Source organism: Corynebacterium tuberculostearicum (assembly GCF_046097255.1).
GTDB classification, from domain to species: domain Bacteria; phylum Actinomycetota; class Actinomycetes; order Mycobacteriales; family Mycobacteriaceae; genus Corynebacterium; species Corynebacterium tuberculostearicum_J.
Genome location: NZ_CP175770.1, coordinates 243,295 through 259,780, shown reverse-complemented (window position 1 = coordinate 259,780; position 16,486 = coordinate 243,295). Strand labels below are relative to the sequence as shown.

Sequence of the window (16,486 nt, the reverse complement as noted above, 5' to 3'; positions counted from 1 at the left end):
AGAGGTCCAGGAATCATCGATGACCTATAGAACGTCACCGTCAATTGGGAGGGTAAACCGGTCAAACCAGAGTTGTTCGAACCATTCCTATAGTTCCTCCGTGGATGTGCGCTCTGTGGTATTGAGATTCAACTCCAGTTGGTGGTTCAGGCCTGGACCTGTGAGGTTTGAAGACCCAACAAAACCAGCACTAGGGATATTTGGATCTTCGTGGTGAAGAAGATAGGTCTTACCGTGGAGAGCACGCCGAGTATAAACGCGCAGTTCCACAGCGCCTACTTCCACGAGCTCTTTCAGAGATTGCAGGGTTTCGCGGTCTGTAGCAGTCGGGATGCCACTGGCTAGCTGTGCTCGCATATGAGCTTTGAGCGTCTCTCGTACTTTTGGAGCTTGTTCGCGGAGAGAGAAGGTTTCATCTTCATTTGGAGAAATTTGCGACCTGAGTTGGTCAATCATCTCCTCGTGCTGGGAAGGGAGAACCATACCCACTAGGACTCGGGCGATTGGCCCATCAACATCTCCTGTTTCAAAGCTTTCACGTACTAAGGGGTCAATCGAAGACCAACCTCGAAGGCTATAATATCCCGTTGCAATATCAATTCGGTGATATGACGGAAAGAACTTTCGAAGGCCGAAGCTAAGTTTCGTTTCAGGGGGTTTGATTGTCGTAGATAAAAGCCCGAAACCAGTTTACGTATAGGTACCCATGCGCAATGACTATTCACCGGAAAGCGTTGGAAACGGAACGTGACCTTCTAATAGAGATCAGGGTCCGTTGGGGCATAGGCCTAACTCCTAATGGAATTGGTCGAGTGGTTTAGTGAGTGTTTTAGGACGCACTAGTGTTAGAGAATAAAGCTCGAAAGCACCTTCCTAAACCCAAGGAGAACTCATGACCCACCGCGCGGACGAAGGCCTCGAATCGGCAACCGCATCGGCATCGGTATCGGCACCGGAGCCGGCATTGTCGGGTGCTGATCCCGTACCGCAGGCTGGCAATCAGGAGGCTCGGCGTGCGGACCTGCGCCGGTGGAAGGCGATTGCGCTGTCGTTCCTGATTGGTGCGGCGGTGATCTTTTTGGCGTGTTCGTGGTGGCAGGCGTCGGAAAGCGGGGCTCCCGTCTGGGTGGGCTACGTGCGTGCAGCGGCCGAAGCCGGCATGGTGGGTGGCCTGGCGGACTGGTTTGCGGTGACCGCGCTATTTCGCCGGCCGATGGGACTGCCCATCCCGCATACGGCGCTAATTCCGAATAATAAGGACCGCGTGGGCGATGCCTTAAGTGACTTCGTGGAGGAGAACTTCCTTACCGCGGATGCGCTTAGCGCCAAGGTTCGCGAGGCGGAGCTGCCGCTATGGCTGGCGCGCCAGGGTGTGGAGCCCGGCAAAGCGGAGGAGGTCTCCGCGTGGATTGGCGAGCGTGCCGCCAGCGTGGTCGCAGATTTGGACCCCGAAGAGGCAGAGCAATTCATCCGCACCCAAGTCATGGACCGCCTGGCCGAGCCCGAGTGGGGCCCGCCGCTGGGTAGGTTGCTGGAGGGCTATATTGCGGACGGCAAGGCTCGTCCGCTGGAGGACGACCTCATTGAGTGGGCGCACGGCAAGATTCTGAGCATGGAGTCCACCGTGGTCACCGCCATCGATGAGCGCATGCCGGGATGGGCGCCGCGCTTTGCCCGCGAGATGGTGGGGGAGAAGGTCTATACCGAGCTCGTGGAATTCGCCGATGAGGTGCGCAGCAATGGCAACCACGAGGCCCGCCTGGCCATTCGCCGCAACCTGTCCAAGCTGGCCGCGGACCTGCAATGGGACGAGGACATGCGCGGGCGCATTGAGGGCATCAAGCAAGAAATGCTCGCCTCCGACCAGGCCCAGCAGGCACCGGCGGCCATGTGGCGCACGGTATCCACCACGCTCATTGACCAGCTCAATGACCCGGAGTCCTTCCTGCGCCAGAAGATTACGGCCAAGGTAAAGGAGCTGGCGCACCGTCTGCTCGAGGACTCCGAATTCCTGGCCCAGGCTAATGCCCTCGTGGATAAGGCCGCGCGCTACGCGGTGGAGAAATTCGCGCCGGAAATCATCGCTATTATCCCAGAGACCATCAAGCGTTGGGATGCGGAGGAAGCCTCCCAGAATATCGAGCTCATGGTGGGCAAGGATCTGCAGTTTATTCGTTTGAACGGCACTATCGTCGGTTCCCTGGCAGGATTGGTGATATTCGCGATCAACCACCTGATCTTTGGTGCTTAAACACAAGGAGTAATGAGCAATGAGCGATAATAAAAAGATTTTCGATTCCCTGAAGGATGCCGGCAGCGCTGCTTTTGAGGTAGCCAAGGACTTCGGCGGCCGCCTGCAAGAAGAGCGCACCCAGCACGCTCAAGGCGCGCAGGCACATAGCCCTTACGGCGCCACCGGCAAGGATGGCCTGGTGGACAAGGCCACCGCCACCGCGAAGGAATTTGGTGCTTCCTTGAAGAAGGCCGCGGACGGCACCCGCGAGTCCGCGTCTTTCGCTGACGCCAAGGGCAAGTTCACTACCGCCTATAACGAGACCCGCGAGGGCGTTATGGACGCCTATAATTCCGCCCAGGCCCGCCGCGCGGAGAAGAAGAATGCGCCGCGCCCCGGCCAGAATTCGGCTCCTTCGCAGGGCGATAATATTATCGATGGCGAAGTAATCGATACCGACGACCCACAGAATTAATCTGCATGTATTTCCTTTATGAACTTGCCTGGAATCTAGACGGCTACATCTTCCGAGTCCTCACCCTGACCGCCATCGTCGGTGCGGTGCTTGCCGCCGCCACGCGCGAGGATGCCTTCCGCGCCGGCGACCGTCAGGGCAAGTGGGTGTGGGTTGGCCTGCTGGCGGGCTCGGCCGTAGCAATGGCCACCGGCATGCCATTCCTGTCCTGGATCGGCACGGTCATTACCGGCGTGTACTGGTTTGATGTGCGCCCGCAGCTCAAGGCCATTATCAACGGCGATTACAGCTACTAATGCTTAACCTGCTTGCTGCCCCGGCCGCGACGGTCAAGGACCGTGCCGCCGATAACACCGTCGTGGTCTCCCCGCACCATGTTTCCATTGCCGCGGGGGCCGGCGCGGCCGATATCATCTCCGTTGCCGGTTATCCCACCGGCCGCCACCACACGCTCATCAAGGCCTCTGAGGCGCGCTTGGCCATCCAATCCGGCGCCAGCGAGGTGTGGGTCAGCCTCGATGAGACCGTGACGGATGCCAATGCCGTGCTCTCCGAGCTCATCGCCATCCGCGAGGCCTGCCCGGATCCGGCCCGCTTGGGCCTCATCGTCCCAGACGCCCCGCTTGCCGACGCCACCCTCAACGCCGCCCACCAAGCCGGCTACCAGCGCCTCATTGTGCGCAGCAGCGAGGCCGCGGGCGCGGACCGCGCGGATTCCGGTGCCGGTGCCGCAGGCATGAAAAAAGGACCGGCGTTGGCTGCTGCCACGCTTCCGGTCCTCGAATTTCCCACCGCTGCGGTTTAGGCGGCTTCCTTCTGCGCGTCCTGCTGCGGCGCGCCATTGTTGGCCCCACCATTGCCGGTGGTGCCTTCGCCGCCACCGGCCAGCTTATCCATGTCGTTCATCGGAACATCGGTGCCGGTGATGGTGAGCTTGAGTTCGCCATCGAGCACCTCCACGGAATCGACGTTCATGTCCGAGCCCACGAACTGATCCGACATGCCGTTTTGTAGCGCGGAGGAGATGGCTTCGGTGGCCTGGTCCGGCAGCTCAAGGCCGAAGATGGAGGCCTCGGTGGCGCGGATGTCGAGCTTTCCATCGTGGGCAGTGGGCTCCAGCGAGAGGTTGGCCAGGCCGCCGGCAAACTTCACGTCCAGCACATGGTCCTGCTCATTGGCGGTAATCTCCGTGACCACCATATTGCCCACCTTGTCGCTGCCGGCTTGCTCGGAAATGCCCTTCTGGAAGGAGGCCAGCAGGTAGTCATCCGGCACGGTGGTAGAAGCGCGCAGCTTGCCGGCCACCGGATTGTCCTGGTCCGTGCTCATGTCTTCCACGTGGATCTCGGAGGCAGGCTGGCCCTTGATCTCGGTGCCGTCGATTTGCAGGGTGGACGGCGTGGTCATATCCATCTGGGAAATGGAGCCCTTAAGCAACCCCAACAGGAGCGGGCTGCCGCCGAAGCTGACGGAGGGGTCCTCTTTGACCTGAATGCCCTCTTGCTCAGCGGCCTCGTTGAACTGCGAGGTCATCTGGTGGCCGATGAACCAGCGCAGGCCGAACTCGGCCAGCAAGATGAGCACGAGAAGTGCTACGAGGATGCCAATGATGATTTTCCAGGCGAGTGAACCCGCCGATTTCTTCGAAGCCATGCGTACCAGTGTGGCGTATGAGACGGCGCGGGGCAAAGTCTACGGCGAAGTTAGCAGCACATTTTTAAGCTTGCGGCGCCACCGATTCCCAGTCCACAGTGAGCACATTATCGCGCAGGCGCCGGCGGACGGGGTGGATGTTAAAGGGGGCGTCGGCAAGCATGGCGCGTGCCCTACGCCAGCGAACGCGCGGGCCGTAAGGCGCCCAGCCGGCCGCGCGGTCCCAGGCCTCGTCGGCGGCCTGAAGCAGCTCGTGGATGGGCTCGCCGGGCACGTTGCGGTGGATAAGTATTTTGGGCAGGCGCTCGGCAATGTCAGAGGGGCGCGCCACGTCAAACGGGTCCCACGCCAGGGTGAGCGTCCGCGGACCATGGGCATCGAGCAGCAACCAGGCCGCGCGCCGGCCGAGCTCATCGCAGGTGCCCTCCACAAAGAAGCCGCCCGGGGCAAGCCGGGAACACACCGTCTGCCAGGCCTCTTCCACCTGGTCCACGTCATACTGGCGCAGCACATTAAACGCGCGCACCAGCTGCGGCCGGTAGCCGGCCAGCTCAAAACCGCCCAGCTCGAAGCGCACGCCATCGCGCGGCGGCAGCACCCGGTCCGGGTGGATCTCCAATCCGCGCACGTCTACCCGCGGATTCGCTCGGCGCAGCCACCCCGCCCACTCCACGGTGGTCGCATGCGAGGCCCCGTAGCCCACATCGAGCGCCAGCGGCGTATCCACATGCCGCAGCAGCGCGGAAATCTCCGGGTGCGCGAGCATCCACCTATCGCAGCGCCGCAGCCGGTTGTGGTTGGTGGTGCCGCGGGTAATAACGCCAAAAGGCCGACCCGCAGCTGCGCTGGCGCGCAGATTATGTGCGTGGTCGGCCATAGATATTGGGTCTTGAGAACTTAGGCGTTCTCAGAGATCCACTGCTCGGTCAGCTTGCCCTCGTTATCGAAGAGCTCGCCCAGGGACTCGCCCACCTTCGGCTCGATGGCGGCGCCCATCATCGGGATGTTGACGGAAATCTCGTTGACGTAGGACAGCTTGGTCATCTCGCCCTCGCCGGCCAGGGAGATATCGCCCTTGAAATCAACCGGGGTGCCCTTGACATCCGCGGTGTAGTTAACGTCAGCAGCCTCGCCGTTGAGCTCGCCCACGGTAACCACGCGCTTGACCTTCAGGTCCTGGGAGACCATGGCGCGCACTGCCTCTGGCAGCAGGGTGGTCGGCAGAACCTCGAAGAGGGTGGCTACGTTATCGCTGAAGTCGTGCACCTGGCCCGCCTCAGGGGAGAGGTTGGCCACGATGTACTCCCAGTATTCCTTGGTGAGCAGCGCCTTGTGAACCTTTTCGATGGGCTGATTGATGGTTACGGTGTTTTCACTACGGGTTGACATGCCTAACAGACTACCTTGGTAGGCGTGCTTGATAAATCTTTGACGCAACAGCTCACAGCGATCGACGGCGTGGAACTGGACCCCGCCGCCACCTTCGCGGACCTGACTACGCTGCGTGTAGGCGGAAAACCGCAGGCCGCACTGCGCTGCTCGCAGCCGGAGGCCGCCGTTGCCGTGGTGCGTGCCCTTGATCACGCCGAAGTGAAATTCATCGTCGTTGGCGGCGGCTCCAACCTCTTGGTGGCCGATGGCGCCGTGGATCTCGTCGCGGTCGTCCTCGACTTCGACGAGGTCTCCATGGACACCGAAACCGGCGTGGTGCGCGCGCAAGCCGGCGCCGTCTGGGATGACGTAGTGGCCCGCTCCGTGCAGCTCGGCCTGGGCGGCATCGAGTGCCTTTCCGGCATCCCCGGCACCGTGGGCGCGGTCCCCGTGCAGAATGTGGGTGCCTATGGCGCGGAGATCTCCGAGGTCCTTACCCGCGTGCGCCTTTATAACCGCCGCACCGATACCGATGAGTGGGTCCCCGCCTCCGACCTGGAGCTGGCGTATCGCTATTCCAACTTGAAATTCACCGGCCGCGCCGTGGTGCTCGAGGTAGAACTCCAGCTCAACAACGATGGCCTATCTCGCCCGTTGCGCTTTGGCCAACTTACTCAGAACCCGGGCGAGCGCCGCCCCGTGTCTGAGGTCCGCGAGGAGGTCTTAAAGCTGCGCCGCGGCAAGGGCATGGTGCTCGACCCTTCCGATCATGACACCTGGTCTGCCGGCTCCTTCTTCACCAACCCGGTGGTGGACTCCGCTCTTGCCGACGCCGTGCAGGCCAAGGTTCGTGCCTCGCTTGGCGACGCCACCGCGGACTCCATGCCCCGCCACCCCTCCTCCGAGGCCGACCGGGAAAAGCTTTCCGCGGCCTGGCTCATTGATCGCGCCGGGTTTGCCAAGGGCTACCCAGGCTCTGGCCGGGCTACGCTTTCGACCAAGCACACGCTGGCGCTCACCAACCGCGGCGAGGCCACGGCCGCCGATATCGTGGACCTTGCCCGCACCATCCGCGACGGCGTCCGCGATGCTTTCGACGTGGAGCTCGTGCCCGAACCCGTCTGGATTGGCCTCGCCCTCGACGAGTAGCGCGAGGTTGCCGCTTCACATTGGGGCCTAAAACCTATAAAGCGGCCACGATAGCGCCCTAAACCACACGGTTTTCGGGTCTATCGTGGTCGCTTTGCGGGCGTGGCGCCTGTCGCGTTTGTTGCGCCGCGAAGGTTTCTGGATTAGGCCGCCATGACCTGAAGCCACTCATCCTTAGCACCCAGGAAAGCGCGTGCCGCTTCCTGCGCACCTTCCAGGCTGTGGTGCGCACCCCAACCGCACTGCTCTTCGTTGGCCGCGGGTACCTCGGTGGCGTTAAGAATATCGTTGAGCGCGCCTTCTACCGCGCGCAGCAGCTCGTCTTGTTCCATGCCATTAGTGATGGCATAGAAGCCGGTACGGCAGCCCATTGGGGCAAAACCGATGAGCTTATCGGTGTAATTGCGCATGAAGTTGGCCATCATGTGCTCCACCGAATGCAGCGCCTTGGTATCAAGGTGATCTTGATTAGGCTGGCAGAAGCGCAAGTCGTACTTAATGATTTCGACGCCGCCGCCCAAGTCCGTGCGGTCGGCCACGCGAATATACGGCGCGCTGACGAGGCGGTGGTCGAGTTCGAAGGACTTTACGTTGAGCTTCTTATCATTCTGTTCAGTCATGCTTCTCCAGTGTAATCACAGCTGAGTGTCACTTCCTGAAATAGATTCTTTACCGCATACGCTGGGATAATATGAGCACACTGGACGATTCCGCCGAGGTCCCTGGCGCCGCGAGCACGGCGGGCGAAGACCTGTCGGCCGACGCCCCGTATGTCGACGAGCCGACTGCCACTGCATGGCCGAGCGCCCCGGCCACTCCGGTAAGCGAATCCGTCTATGAGGGCGCGGATAAAATCGTGCCGAGTACCGCGCCCACCGTGGTAAAGATTGAAGGCCACACCGAAGATGTGGACCCGCTGGCTCGCGGCAACCGCCTGCGCAAGGAAAGCTGGGGGCTGGTGCTCCGCCGCGTGTGGGCGGACTTCTTCCACGATGCCTTGATGGATCGCGCCGCCACGATGACGTACTTCACGCTCATGGCCTTTGCCCCTACGGTGCTCGCGGCCTATTCGATAGCCACGCTCATCTTTTCCTCTCGGCGCGCCGAGGTACACGAATTAACCGCGCAGTTCATTGCGGATTACGTGCCCAGTTCGATGACGGAGCAGGCCGAGCACCTCGTGGGCTCCATCATTGGTTCCACAGCCCAAGGCACCTTCGCGTTGGTGGTATCCGTGCTGGTTTCTCTTTTTGCCGCCTCGGCCTATGTGCGTGCCTTCTCGCGCACCGCCAATACCGTCTACGGGCGGGTAGAGGGCCGCGGAATAATCCGCACCTGGGCACTCATGTGGGGGCTTACTATCGTCCTGGTCATCGGCGCGGTTATCGTGCTTTTTGCTAACCTGCTGCGCGATACCATTGTCAGCGGTGTGGTTGAACCGTTAGCCGGCAAGCTAGAGATGCAAGGCACCGCGGACTTTTTGGGCGGCATCTTTATGCCGGTGTGGAATTGGCTGCGCTTCCCGCTCACCGTGGTGGTCGTGCTGACGTTGATTGCCATCCTGTACCACTTTTCCCCGAATGTGCGGCCGGCGCGCTTCCGCTGGATAACTCTCGGTTCCGTGGTGGCGCTTAGCACCAATGTCGTGGTGTGGGGAGCCTTCGCGCTGTATACCCAGCGCTTTGCTGGGGCCAGCGTCTACGGCGCCTTCAGCCTCATCATGGCCGTATTCATGGCCGTATGGCTATCTAATACGATGCTCATTTTGGGCATCAAAATTGATGCGGAGGTATTGCGAGCCAAAGAGCTGCAACTGGGCCTGCACGCCGCGCGGCATATTCAGGCCCCGCCGCGTTCCGATGCCGCCGCCAAATCCCAAGCCCGTGCCCAACATGACCTGGAAGAGCGGTCCGAGCGCATCTACAAACAAGCGGTGCGTAAAGCAGAAAACGACGCAGACTAATCGCGGTGAAGGCGGGCGAGGAGATCGCGCCGGACATCGCGGCGGCGCAGCTTGCCTAGCTGATCTTCGGCGAGCTTATCCATGACAAAGAATTTTTGCGGCACCTTATAGCGCGCCAGCAGCCCGCGGCAATGCTCGCGCAAGGCAGCTTCGTCGAGCCGGGCACCAGGAGACAGGACCACGCAGGCAGCGACGTCCTCAGAACCATCGGAGCGGGGAGTGCCTACGACGGCGGCTTGGGCGATATCGGGGTGGGAGGTTAAAGCCTCCTCCACCTCCCCGGGATAAACATTGAAGCCGCCGGTAATGATGATTTCTTTAATGCGGCCCACCAACCGGATATGGCCATCGGGCTCGCGCACGCCCATGTCTCCGGTGCGGAACCAGCCCTCGTGGAAGGCGGCTGCGGTAGCGGGGGCGTCGGCAAGGTAGCCGCCAAAAACCTGCGGGCCGCGGGCGAGGATCTCGCCGGCCACGCCATCCGGTTGGGTACGGCTGAGATCGGCCGGATCGCCGATGCGCAGCTGCGTATCCGGTAAAGGCAGGCCGATGGTGCCGGCGCGTCGGCTGTCATCAAGGGGATTGATGGTCAGCACAGGAGAGGTTTCTGTCAGCCCGTAGCCTTCCACCAGCAGGCCGCCGGTGCGTGCCTCCCATGGCTCGATGATGCGTGAGGGGAGCGAGGCCGCGCCCGAGATGGAATAGCGCACCCCGCCGAGATCCGAGGGAGACTCGGAATCAGCGGCAGTGGCAGCGTAGTTCATGGCGCGCTCGTAGATGGTAGGCACGCCCGGCATCCAGGTGGGGCGGCGGGTGGCAAGCGCTTCCGTCACTGCGTCGGTGTGTGGAGCGGCAAGCAGGATAATCTCGGCCGCGCAGCGCACCGCAAGCAGCACGCTCATCGTCAGGCCATAGGAATGGAACATGGGCAACGCGGCCAGGAAGCGCTCATGGCCGGGGCGCAGTGGGGCCTGAGTTTCTAGCTGCAAGCAGTTGGCAGCGAGGTTGCCGTGGGTTAAGACCACGCCCTTGGGGCGGGCGGTGGTGCCGGAGGTGTAGAGGATAAGGGCGGCGTCGGCAAGCGCGGCTGGGTACGGCTCCACCGGGGTACCGGAAAGGGGAAGGGGCTTGCTAAGGGAAACGGAGATGGTGGTCTCCACCTGCGCGGAAACGGTGGGGGCAATGTCCTCCCAGGCAATGGCCACGCGGGCGCCATGATGGGCGAGCAGCGGGGTGAGCTCGTGCGCGGTATAGCGCGGGTTATGCTCCACCACCACCGCGCCTAGGCGCAGGATGGCGAAGAATGCCACCACGTGTTGCGGGCAATTAGGGAGTAGGAGCGCCACCCGGTCGCCGGGGCGCACGCCCATCTCGCGCAAGGCGCCGGCCGCGGCCGCCACCTGGGCATCGAGCTCGCTATAGGTTAGCGTGTGGCCGGCGAAGTAGGTGGCCGGGCGCTGTGGAAACTGTGCGACGGCCGCCGTGAGGAAATCCGTCAAGGTAGCGCCATAGTGAATTTCTGCCATAGCCGATAAGTTTAGGCCTTTGCCTCCAACAGCTCGAGCAGGTCCTTACGCACCTGGTGGCGGCGAATCTTGCCTAGATGGTCGCGCGCCAAATCCTCAAAGTGATAGAACGTGCGCGGGACCTTGTAGCGGGTAAGGCGCTCGCGGCAAAATTCCTTCAATCCCTCGGGATCGAGCACGGCGCCATCGCGCAGGGTAACGCAGCCGACGACATCCTCGGAGCCATCCTGGCGCGGGCGGCCCACGGCGGCGACATCCACCACGTCGGGGTGCTCTGCAATTGCCTCTTCTACCTCTGCGGGGTAGACGTTGAAGCCGCCGGTGATGATGATTTCCTTAATGCGGCTGACTAGGCGGACCCAGCCGTCTTCTTCCATGACTGCCATGTCTCCGGTGCGGAACCAGCCGTTATGGAAGGACTCCTCTGTTGCTTCTTGGTTGCCAAAATAGCCTTGGAAAATTTGCGGACCACGCGCGAGCAACTCGCCTGGCTGGCCATCAGGCTGGGTTTCATCCAGATTCTTCGGATTGGCAATGCGTACCTCGGCATCTGGGAATGGGAGCCCCACATAGCCAGGGCGATTCTTTCCGTTCATTGGGTTGCCAATTAACACGGGGGAGCACTCGGTCATGCCAAAGCCTTCTACGAGTCGTCCGCCGGTCATGGACTCCCACCGTTCCACGATTTCTACGGGCAGTGTAGCGGCACCGGAAAAAGCGTTGCGGATGCCGCTTAAGTCCACGTCTTTGTCTTCGGCTGCGTCCATGATCTTCTGATAGAGGGTGGGAACCCCTGGCAGCCAGGTAGGCGTGCGCTTTTTCACGATGTCCAGGATGAGCGGCATTTGTGGGGAAGGAAGCAAGATAAGCTCGGCGCCCATGTACACGCTAAAAATGCACAGTGTGGTCATGCCGTAGGCGTGAAACATCGGTAATGCGGCGAGGAAGCGCTCTTTGTGCTTTCCCATTTCTGGAACCCAAGCTTGGCCTTGGACGCAATTAGCTATGAGATTACCGTGCGAGAGCATTCCGCCTTTGGGTTTTCCGGTGGTGCCGGAAGTGTAAAGGATGAGCGCGACGTCAGCCTGGCTGATGCGTGGCATTTCTAGGGCGCTGCCGTCGCCGCCAATAGCTGAGCCGATCAGGGTAGACCACGCTACTGTGTTTGGTGCATGCTCGGTGAGCTGCTCGCGTTTAGCAGCTAGCGGTGGGATAGGCAGGCGGAGCGCGAGGCGCTTGAGTGGTGGCATGGCATCGACCATGTTGACGGAGACGATGGTCTCTAGCGGGGTAGTCGAGCGCAGCTTTTCCAGCGTGGAGGCGGTTTTATCCCAAGAGATTGCTACGCGGGCACCATGATCTCGGAAAAGGCCTTCCAATTCGTGGGCGGTATAAAGTGGGTTGTGCTCGACCACGGTGGCACCAAGTAGCTGCACCGCATAGAAGGCCGCGACGTGCTGAGGGCAGTTGGGCAGCACGATGGCCACCTTGTCGCCTGGGCGAATACCAAAAGCCTTGAGCCCGGCCGCGGCGGCGCGCACTTGGGCGTCGAGCTCCGCGTAGGTCTGCGTGCGGCCGAAGAAATAGGTGGCGGGTTTATTGGCGTTGACCCGCAGGTTATCGCGGTAATAGTCGACGATGGTTTTATCACCGTAGTCCAGCGTGTGAGGGGTCCATTCGCTGTAGTGATCGAGCCAAGCTCGGGAGGTGGAAGCGGACACGCAAAAACCTTTCGTTTGGGTAAATAATTAGTTTTAAAAAATCAGTATAGAGAAAACGTGAAGAAGCCCTCTAGTTTTCTTCCAGTGTCAGCAAAAAATGTTTGGCTTCCAGACCGCCCGCATAGCCGCCGAGCCCGCCGTCGCTGCGCAGCACCCGGTGGCATGGCCGCACGATGAGCAGGGGATTGGCACCGCACGCACTGCCCACGGCCCGCGTCGCGCCGGGCCGGCCCAGCAGCTTGGCGACGTCGCGGTAGGTGACCGTCTCCCCATAGCCAATCTCGGCCAGTTGCGCATGCACTGCGGCGCGAAAGTCCGTCGTTCTGGGCGGGTCTAGGGGCAACTCGAAGGCGCGGTGCCGGCCAGCGAAATACTCCGCCAGCTGTGTCTGTGCCGCATCGAGCACAGCTGCGCTGTGCTTTTCGGAGTCCCCTTTAACCGCGCTGTCCGCCGCTTCCTGCAGGGCGCCGGTTGCGGTGAATTCCACACGGGAAAGCCCCCGCGGGCTCGCCTGCAGGCGCAGGGGTCCGAGGGGGCTATCGATGAGGCGGAACATGCTAGTTCTTTTCGGCCTGGAGGCGGCGGATAAGGTCTGCCTGGACCTCGCGGCGGCGGATCTTGCCCATCTGATCCTTAGCCAGCTCTTCAAAGTGGTAGAAGGTGCGCGGGACCTTGTAGCGGGTAAGGCGTTCGCGGCAGTATTCCTTGAGGCCCTCTGGGTCGAGAGCGGCACCATCGGCCAAGTCGAGGCAGGCTACGACGTCCTCGGAGCCGTCCTCGCGCGGGCGGCCGACCACGGCGACGTCATCAATGCTTGGGTGCTCGCGCAGGATTTCTTCCACCTCGCCCGGATATACGTTGAAGCCGCCGGTGATGATGATCTCTTTGATGCGGCTAACCAGGCGAATGAAGCCGTCTTCTTCCATGACGCCCATGTCTCCGGTGCGGAACCACTCGCCGTGGAATGCGGCCTCGGTGGCCTCTTCATTGTTGAGGTAACCCTTGAAAATCTGTGGTCCCCGCGCCAAAACTTCGCCTTCGGTGCCATCGGGCTGGGTTTCATCGAGGTTATCCGGGTTGGCAATGCGCACCTGGGTATCCGGGAACGGAATACCCACGTAGCCGGGGCGGCGGTCGGTGCTCATGGGGTTGCCCACGATAATCGGCGAGCACTCGGTGAGGCCGTAGCCTTCCACCAAGAGGCCACCGGTATAGTTCTCCCACTTCTTGACCGTGTCCGAAGGCAAGGTAGAAGCGCCGGAGAAGGCTGCGCGCACGCCCTTGATAGGGATCTGCTGCTCGTCGGCGGCTTTGACGATTCGCTCGTAGAGCGTCGGCACGCCCGGTACCCAGGTCGGGGTGTGTTTCTTCATCAGCTGCATAATGAGCGACATATCCGGCTTCGGCAGGAGGACCAGCTCGCCGCCGATGAACTGCGCAAGGGTGACGTTCATGGTCAGGCCATAAGCATGGAAGAAGGGGAGGGCGGCGAGCATGCGCTCGGGCTTATCGCCCAGGCCCGGTACCCACGCCTTGCCCTGCATCAGGTTGGAAAACAGGTTTCCGTGAGAAAGCATGGCACCCTTCGGGGTGCCGGTGGTGCCAGAGGTGTACATAATCAGCGCGATGGTGTCCTTGTCCACGTCTTCCGGCGTGGTGATATCTCTACCGTCGCCACCGATGGCGTTGCCCACCAAGGCTTCCCACGGCACGGTATTGGGCGCCGGGGAAGAAAGCTGTTCGCGCTTGGATTTGAGCGGCGGGATGGGCAAGCGCAACGCGGCGCGCTGCAGGGTGGGCATGGCGTTGATCATGTTGATGGACACGACCGTTTCCAGGTTGGTGGTCGCGCGCAGCTTCTCCAAGGTCGGCGCGGCCTTATCCCAGGCGATGGCGATGCGTGCGCCGTGATCTTGGAAGAGTCCTTCCAGCTCATGGGCGGTGTAGAGCGGGTTATGTAGTACCACCTGCGCACCGAGCTTCAAGATGGCATAAAACGCCGCGATGTACTGCGGCGAGTTGGGCGCGACGATGGCTACGCGGTCACCTGGCCGCACGCCGAAAGCCTTCAAGCCCGCGGCCGCTGCGCGAACCTGGCGGTCTAGCTCCGCATACGTTTGGGTACGTCCGAAGAAGTAGGTGGCCGGTTTATCGGCGTTGACCTCAAGATTGTTGTCGTAGATATCCAGCAACGTGGTGTCGCCGTAGTCCAGCGTATGTGGTGTCCATTCCGGGTAATACTGGAGCCAAGCCTGTGATTCGTATGCGGACAAAACGTGACCTTTCGGTAGCGTAGGTTTCTGGCAGGGGCCAGTATAGCGCCGCTAGAATGGAGCGCCATGCGCATCGCCATGATCTCTATGCATACCTCGCCGATTGAACAGCCCGGCTCCGGGGACGCCGGCGGCATGAACGTCTACGTCCTCAACAGTGCCCGCCAATTGGCCCGCCGGGGAATCGAGGTAGACGTCTACACCCGCGCCACCCGGCCTAGCCAGGGCGAAATCATTGACGTCGAGCCGCATCTGCGCGTCATTAATATTGTCGCCGGGCCATACGAGGGCCTGGATAAAGAAGATTTGCCCACCCAGCTGGCCGCCTTCGCCGGCGGCATGGTGCAATTTGCCAAGTGGCAGGGCAAAAAATATGACCTTATTCATTCCCACTACTGGCTTTCTGGTCAGGTGGGCTGGCTGCTGCGGGATCTCTGGGGAATTCCGCTCATTCATACGGCGCATACCTTGGCCGCGGTGAAAAACGCCTCGCGGACGGCGGATGACACCTTGGAGTCCGAGGCACGCCGCATCTGCGAACAGCAATTGGTGGATAACGCGGACCTGCTCGTGGTCAATACTGAGCAAGAAGCCCGCGACTTAGCCGAGCACTATGACGCCGAGCGCGACATCATCCGCGTAGTTTCGCCCGGCGCCGACGTAGAGCTTTTCACCCCTGGCACGGACCGCAATACCGAGCGCTCCCGCCGCGAGTTGGGTATTCCGCTGCACACCAAGGTGGTGGCTTTTGTCGGGCGCCTGCAAAAGTTCAAGGGGCCAGAGGTCCTCATCCGCGCCACGGCCGAGCTTTTCCGCCGCGAGCCTGCCCGCAACCTGCGGGTGGTGATCTGCGGCGGTCCGTCGGGGGCCAATACGGCGCCGGAGGCCTATAGGGAGTTGGCGCGTGAGTTGGGCGTCGATAAGCGCGTGCGCTTTTTGGGCGCCCGCCCGCCCGAGGAGCTGGTGGGGGTCTACCGCGCGGCCGATATTGTGGCGGTGCCCAGCTATAACGAGTCCTTTGGCTTGGTATCGCTGGAGGCTCAGGCTTCTGGCACGCCGGTGGTTGCGGCCGCCGTTGGCGGGCTGCCCATTGCCGTGGCCGATGGGGAGACTGGCCTGCTGGTGCACTCGCACGATCCGGCCGATTGGGCCGATGCCTTGGCCCGCCTGCTTGACGACGACCCCATGCGCATCGCCATGGGCGAAGCCGCCGTCTCCCACGCCGCGCGCTTTAGTTGGGCCAGCTCCGCCGCCGCGCTCGCAGAAATCTATGACGAGGCCAGCCGCATCGAGGTCCCAGACTGTCACCAACGGCGCGCGATTGGGGATTAAACCCTGACGCCGGTAGTCATTTCGTGGCATGCTGGAAACATGACTAACGGAAAATTGATTCTTCTTCGCCACGGCCAATCTAAGTGGAACGAGTCCAACCAGTTCACTGGCTGGGTTGACGTAGATCTGACCGAAAAGGGCGAGGCGGAAGCCAAGCGCGGCGGCCAGCTGCTCGCGCAGGAAGGCATTCTGCCCGATGTCCTCTATACCTCTCTTCTGCGCCGTGCCATCCGCACCGCAAATATCGCACTCAACGCCGCCGACCGTCACTGGATCCCAGTAGTGCGCGATTGGCGCCTCAACGAGCGCCACTATGGCGCCCTGCAGGGCCTGAACAAGGCCGAGACCAAGGAAGAGTACGGCGAGGAAAAGTTCATGGCATGGCGCCGCTCCTATGACACGCGCCCGCCAGAGTTGGCCGATGACTCCGAGTACTCCCAGACCAATGACCCGCGCTACGCGGACCTGGACAAGGTCCCGCAGACCGAGTGCCTGAAGGACGTCGTCGCCCGCTTCGTGCCGTACTTCGAGGAAGAAATCCTCCCACGCGCTAAGAAGGGCGAGACCGTACTTATCGCCGCTCACGGCAACTCCCTGCGCGCACTGGTCAAGCACCTGGACAATATCTCTGATGACGATATTGCCGGCCTGAATATTCCGACCGGCATCCCGCTGGTCTATGAGATCACCGAGGACGGCTCCGTGGTAAACCCAGGTGGCACTTACCTGGATCCGGAAGCCGCCGCTGCCGGCGCCGCCGCCGTTGCTGCGCAGGGCGGTAAGTAAGAAA

Annotated in this window: 17 protein-coding genes; 8 read left to right on the top strand and 9 right to left on the bottom strand. The window is 61.7% G+C overall.

Annotation, left to right across the window (positions count from 1 at the left end; translation table 11 throughout):
• Window positions 1-87: 87 nt before the first annotated feature.
• Window positions 88-456 carry a phospholipase D-like domain-containing protein gene (locus tag ACKFRY_RS01340; RefSeq protein WP_408923024.1) on the bottom strand — a complete coding sequence of 123 codons (369 nt, stop codon included), beginning with the start codon at window positions 454-456 and terminating at the stop codon, window positions 88-90.
• A 436-nt stretch (window positions 457-892) separates the two neighbouring features.
• Between ACKFRY_RS01340 and ACKFRY_RS01335 the strand changes: the two genes are divergently transcribed.
• The 4 genes from ACKFRY_RS01335 to ACKFRY_RS01320 are packed head-to-tail and all read left to right on the top strand — an operon-like array spanning window position 893 to window position 3,513.
• The gene (locus ACKFRY_RS01335) at window positions 893-2,251 is read left to right on the top strand and encodes a DUF445 domain-containing protein (RefSeq protein WP_408923023.1); all 1,359 of its coding nucleotides are present in this window, start codon (window positions 893-895) and stop codon (window positions 2,249-2,251) included.
• A gap of 19 nt (window positions 2,252-2,270) precedes the next feature.
• Window positions 2,271-2,708 (top strand): CGLAU_01105 family protein, encoded by a 438-nt coding sequence (locus ACKFRY_RS01330; protein ID WP_408923022.1) that lies wholly within the window; start codon window positions 2,271-2,273, stop codon window positions 2,706-2,708.
• Window positions 2,709-2,713: 5 nt separating this feature from the next.
• On the top strand, window positions 2,714-3,004 hold the full coding sequence (locus ACKFRY_RS01325) for a DUF2516 family protein (RefSeq protein WP_408923021.1): 291 nt from the start codon (window positions 2,714-2,716) through the stop codon (window positions 3,002-3,004).
• Window positions 3,004-3,513, top strand: a complete 510-nt coding sequence (locus ACKFRY_RS01320) for a deoxyribose-phosphate aldolase (RefSeq protein ID WP_408921583.1) — start codon at window positions 3,004-3,006, stop codon at window positions 3,511-3,513. The genes ACKFRY_RS01325 and ACKFRY_RS01320 overlap by 1 nt, the downstream gene beginning before the upstream one ends.
• On the opposite strand, the gene ACKFRY_RS01315 is transcribed toward ACKFRY_RS01320, so the two are convergent.
• The 3 genes from ACKFRY_RS01315 to ACKFRY_RS01305 form a co-directional block, all read right to left on the bottom strand.
• Window positions 3,510-4,361, bottom strand: coding sequence for a DUF2993 domain-containing protein (locus tag ACKFRY_RS01315; protein WP_408923020.1), 852 nt, complete (start codon window positions 4,359-4,361; stop codon window positions 3,510-3,512). The genes ACKFRY_RS01320 and ACKFRY_RS01315 overlap by 4 nt on opposite strands.
• Before the next feature lie 64 nt (window positions 4,362-4,425).
• A complete protein-coding gene (locus ACKFRY_RS01310; protein WP_408923019.1) occupies window positions 4,426-5,238 on the bottom strand; it encodes a class I SAM-dependent methyltransferase in 813 nt (270 codons plus the stop codon).
• A gap of 20 nt (window positions 5,239-5,258) precedes the next feature.
• Window positions 5,259-5,750, bottom strand: a complete 492-nt coding sequence (locus tag ACKFRY_RS01305; protein ID WP_179387320.1) for a DUF2505 domain-containing protein — start codon at window positions 5,748-5,750, stop codon at window positions 5,259-5,261.
• A gap of 24 nt (window positions 5,751-5,774) precedes the next feature.
• Between ACKFRY_RS01305 and ACKFRY_RS01300 the strand changes: the two genes are divergently transcribed.
• On the top strand, window positions 5,775-6,881 hold the full coding sequence (locus ACKFRY_RS01300) for a UDP-N-acetylmuramate dehydrogenase (RefSeq protein ID WP_408923018.1): 1,107 nt from the start codon (window positions 5,775-5,777) through the stop codon (window positions 6,879-6,881).
• A 143-nt stretch (window positions 6,882-7,024) separates the two neighbouring features.
• On the opposite strand, the gene ACKFRY_RS01295 is transcribed toward ACKFRY_RS01300, so the two are convergent.
• Window positions 7,025-7,501 (bottom strand): S-ribosylhomocysteine lyase, encoded by a 477-nt coding sequence (locus ACKFRY_RS01295; RefSeq protein WP_023020462.1) that lies wholly within the window; start codon window positions 7,499-7,501, stop codon window positions 7,025-7,027.
• A 71-nt stretch (window positions 7,502-7,572) separates the two neighbouring features.
• Here ACKFRY_RS01295 and ACKFRY_RS01290 point away from each other — a divergent pair, with 71 nt between their 5' ends.
• Entirely contained in the window at window positions 7,573-8,844 is a 1,272-nt protein-coding gene (locus ACKFRY_RS01290; RefSeq protein WP_408923017.1) for a YihY/virulence factor BrkB family protein, read from the top strand.
• Here the strand turns inward: ACKFRY_RS01290 and ACKFRY_RS01285 are convergent.
• The 4 genes from ACKFRY_RS01285 to ACKFRY_RS01270 all read right to left on the bottom strand — a co-directional run bounded on the left by ACKFRY_RS01285 (window position 8,841) and on the right by ACKFRY_RS01270 (window position 14,364).
• A complete protein-coding gene (locus ACKFRY_RS01285; protein ID WP_408923016.1) occupies window positions 8,841-10,370 on the bottom strand; it encodes an AMP-binding protein in 1,530 nt (509 codons plus the stop codon). The two genes, ACKFRY_RS01290 and ACKFRY_RS01285, sit on opposite strands and share 4 nt — an antisense overlap.
• Before the next feature lie 11 nt (window positions 10,371-10,381).
• On the bottom strand, window positions 10,382-12,091 hold the full coding sequence (locus tag ACKFRY_RS01280; protein WP_408923015.1) for a long-chain-fatty-acid--CoA ligase: 1,710 nt from the start codon (window positions 12,089-12,091) through the stop codon (window positions 10,382-10,384).
• Between the two features lie 70 nt (window positions 12,092-12,161).
• Window positions 12,162-12,647, bottom strand: coding sequence for a methylated-DNA--[protein]-cysteine S-methyltransferase (locus ACKFRY_RS01275; RefSeq protein ID WP_408923014.1), 486 nt, complete (start codon window positions 12,645-12,647; stop codon window positions 12,162-12,164).
• A gap of 1 nt (window position 12,648) precedes the next feature.
• Entirely contained in the window at window positions 12,649-14,364 is a 1,716-nt protein-coding gene (locus ACKFRY_RS01270) for a long-chain-fatty-acid--CoA ligase (protein ID WP_200435958.1), read from the bottom strand.
• Window positions 14,365-14,430: 66 nt separating this feature from the next.
• On the opposite strand from ACKFRY_RS01270, the gene mshA reads away from it, so the two are divergent.
• Window positions 14,431-15,696, top strand: coding sequence for a D-inositol-3-phosphate glycosyltransferase (gene mshA / locus ACKFRY_RS01265; RefSeq protein WP_408919289.1), 1,266 nt, complete (start codon window positions 14,431-14,433; stop codon window positions 15,694-15,696).
• A gap of 39 nt (window positions 15,697-15,735) precedes the next feature.
• Window positions 15,736-16,482: a phosphoglyceromutase gene (locus ACKFRY_RS01260; RefSeq protein WP_250409487.1), complete on the top strand. Its 747-nt coding sequence runs from the start codon at window positions 15,736-15,738 to the stop codon at window positions 16,480-16,482.
• The last annotated feature ends 4 nt before the right edge of the window (window positions 16,483-16,486 follow it).

Coding starts and splice junctions, on each gene's coding strand:
- ACKFRY_RS01340 (WP_408923024.1), bottom strand. CDS start 456: ATGATTGACCAACTCAGGTCGCAAATTTCTCCAAATGAAGATGAAACC.
- ACKFRY_RS01335 (WP_408923023.1), top strand. CDS start 893: ATGACCCACCGCGCGGACGAAGGCCTCGAATCGGCAACCGCATCGGCA.
- ACKFRY_RS01330 (WP_408923022.1), top strand. CDS start 2,271: ATGAGCGATAATAAAAAGATTTTCGATTCCCTGAAGGATGCCGGCAGC.
- ACKFRY_RS01325 (WP_408923021.1), top strand. CDS start 2,714: ATGTATTTCCTTTATGAACTTGCCTGGAATCTAGACGGCTACATCTTC.
- ACKFRY_RS01320 (WP_408921583.1), top strand. CDS start 3,004: ATGCTTAACCTGCTTGCTGCCCCGGCCGCGACGGTCAAGGACCGTGCC.
- ACKFRY_RS01315 (WP_408923020.1), bottom strand. CDS start 4,361: ATGGCTTCGAAGAAATCGGCGGGTTCACTCGCCTGGAAAATCATCATT.
- ACKFRY_RS01310 (WP_408923019.1), bottom strand. CDS start 5,238: ATGGCCGACCACGCACATAATCTGCGCGCCAGCGCAGCTGCGGGTCGG.
- ACKFRY_RS01305 (WP_179387320.1), bottom strand. CDS start 5,750: ATGTCAACCCGTAGTGAAAACACCGTAACCATCAATCAGCCCATCGAA.
- ACKFRY_RS01295 (WP_023020462.1), bottom strand. CDS start 7,501: ATGACTGAACAGAATGATAAGAAGCTCAACGTAAAGTCCTTCGAACTC.
- ACKFRY_RS01290 (WP_408923017.1), top strand. CDS start 7,573: ATGAGCACACTGGACGATTCCGCCGAGGTCCCTGGCGCCGCGAGCACG.
- ACKFRY_RS01285 (WP_408923016.1), bottom strand. CDS start 10,370: ATGGCAGAAATTCACTATGGCGCTACCTTGACGGATTTCCTCACGGCG.
- ACKFRY_RS01275 (WP_408923014.1), bottom strand. CDS start 12,647: ATGTTCCGCCTCATCGATAGCCCCCTCGGACCCCTGCGCCTGCAGGCG.
- mshA (WP_408919289.1), top strand. CDS start 14,431: ATGCGCATCGCCATGATCTCTATGCATACCTCGCCGATTGAACAGCCC.
- ACKFRY_RS01260 (WP_250409487.1), top strand. CDS start 15,736: ATGACTAACGGAAAATTGATTCTTCTTCGCCACGGCCAATCTAAGTGG.